At 54.5% G+C, this 2,192-nt stretch carries 2 protein-coding genes and 1 pseudogene; all 3 read left to right on the top strand.

Going from position 1 to position 2,192, the window contains the following annotated elements; all coding sequences use genetic code 11:
• The first annotated feature begins 28 nt into the window (after positions 1–28).
• Positions 29–784 (top strand): glycosyltransferase family 2 protein, encoded by a 756-nt coding sequence (locus tag AC1D1P_RS21600; RefSeq protein ID WP_477669494.1) that lies wholly within the window; start codon positions 29–31, stop codon positions 782–784.
• On the top strand, positions 781–1,638 hold the full coding sequence (locus tag AC1D1P_RS21595; protein WP_477674382.1) for a glycosyltransferase family 2 protein: 858 nt from the start codon (positions 781–783) through the stop codon (positions 1,636–1,638). Before AC1D1P_RS21600 ends, AC1D1P_RS21595 begins: the two co-directional genes overlap by 4 nt.
• Positions 1,639–1,652: 14 nt before the next feature.
• Positions 1,653–2,192, top strand: a pseudogene (locus AC1D1P_RS21590) (Tol-Pal system beta propeller repeat protein TolB); the annotation flags it as partial.

Genomic DNA, 2,192 nt, shown 5'->3' with positions numbered 1-2,192 from the left:
CCCTTGTGATCTTCCGAGTAGGCATTCGTTGGCAAGCTTGTCCGTAACCATCATCACCAAGAATGAGGCCCATAACATGGAGGCCTGTTTACGCTCGGTAGCTTTCGCCGATGAGGTCGTGGTCCTCGATTCAGGCAGCAGTGATGGAACTGTGGCCATTGCCAGGTCCATGGGAGCTCGCGTCAGCATCGACCATGACTGGCCGGGGTTTGGTGCCCAGAAAAACCGCGCATTGGCCCTGGCGAGTTCCCAATGGGTTCTTTCTCTGGATGCGGACGAAAGAGTTACCCCCGAGCTTCAGCGTGAAATCATCAAAGCGCTTCAGGCGCCGGCGTTTGACGTCTATTCTTTTCCTCGTCTTTCCAGCTATTGCGGGCAATATATGCGGCATTCCGGCTGGTATCCCGATCGTGTGACGCGACTGTTTCGGCGCGAGAGTGCCCGTTTTTCGGATGATCTTGTCCATGAAAAAATTCTTACGTCGAACCCGGTAGGGCAGTTGAACTCCTCCCTGCTCCACGAAAGTTTCGCAAACTTTGAGTCGGTTCTCGACAAGGCCAACCGCTATTCCAGTGCCGGTGCCCAAGTGCTGCACAGCAAGGGTAAAAAATCATCGATCAGCAAAGCGCTCGGCCATGGTTTTTGGGCATTCTTTCGAACCTATTTTTTGCGCTTGGGTTTCATGGACGGGCGCATGGGGCTTGTGCTTGCCATTTCAAATGCCGAAGGTACCTATTACCGCTACCTGAAGCTTTGGTTGCTGCAACGGAATTCCGGCAAGTGAACGAGCACACCGTGAAGGTCAGCTTTATTGTGCTGACCTATAACCGAACCAATGCGTTGCTGGTTGTTTTGAAGTCACTCGCAGGTCAATGCGGGCCGGCGCATGAAGTCATCATTGCCGATGATGGATCTCGCGCGGATGAAGTGGAGATGCTCCATAAGCAATGTCCGGACTTCAACTGCTCCGTCCGCCACGTTTGGCACCCTGACGTGGGCTTTACCGCAGCGCAGGCTCGCAACCTCGGAGCCAGTCTGGCTACGGCCGACTATCTGGTTTTTCTTGATGGAGACTGCGTTCCCGGGCCGCGCTTTGTGGCGGAGCATGCTCGCCTCGCCGAGCCAGGATGTTTTGTCAACGGAAGCCGGGTATTGATCAGCCAACGTCTTACAGAACGTGTAGTCAATGGCGCTATTGATTTACCCAGCCGTCCTGTATCGTTCTGGATTCGCGCCCGGCTGCAGGGCGATAGCAACAAATTATTGCACCTCCTGTCCTGGCCATGGCGTTTATTCAGGGTACAACAAGGTTTTCAGTGGCAAGGCATTCGCAGCTGCAATCTGGGTGTCTGGCGGCGGGATTTTTTTAACGTCAACGGATTTGACGAAACTTTTCAGGGGTGGGGTCATGAAGATGCCGACCTGGTGTTGAGGCTCAGCCATATGGGAATTCGGCGCAAAAATGGTTTTATGGGTACGGAAGTATTTCATCTTTGGCACCGAGAGAACACGCGCGACCAGGAATCCATCAATAAAAACAGGGTGCTCCAGCGCATGAAAACTGCTGTCACGCAGGCGGAGAAAGGGCTGGGCCAGATTGCCCCTCAAACACCCATCAAAATAACGCATTTGCATTGACCTGAAAAAAAACCATGAGCATCACACCCCTTATTCGCCGTCGCACCATTGCTGGAATGCTGGTTGCTGCCACGCTCCCGGCAGTGCCGGCTCTGGCGCAATTTCGCGTTGAGGTTTCCGGAGTTGGCCTGACCCAACTGCCCATCGCCATCGCCACGTTTCGGGGAGAAGCGCAGGCACCGCAAAAGATCGGCGCCATCGTCCGGGCAGACCTTGAACGTAGTGGCATGTTTCGACCGATCGATACCGCAGGGATCGTCGCGGATGAGAATACCCGCCCGGATCTGGCTGCCTGGAAGCAAAAAGGCGCTGATTCGATGGTGACCGGCAGCATTTCCCCGTTGGCAGATGGTCGTTTTGATGTTCGTCTTCGCCTCTGGGATATCGTGCGCGGACAGGATTTGGGAGGCCAGAGTTACACGGTAGGGCCTGCTGACTTGCGGCTGTCTGCACACCGCATTTCCGATTTTGTCTATGAAAAACTCACTGGCGAAAAAGGCATTTTCTCGACGCGTATCGCTTACGTGACCAAGGCGGCCCAGAAATACAACCTC

Source organism: Polaromonas sp. P1_E1_2 (assembly GCF_056406035.1).
The sequence above is the reverse complement of the archived record's forward strand: the minus strand, read 5'-3'. Positions and strand labels throughout refer to the sequence as shown.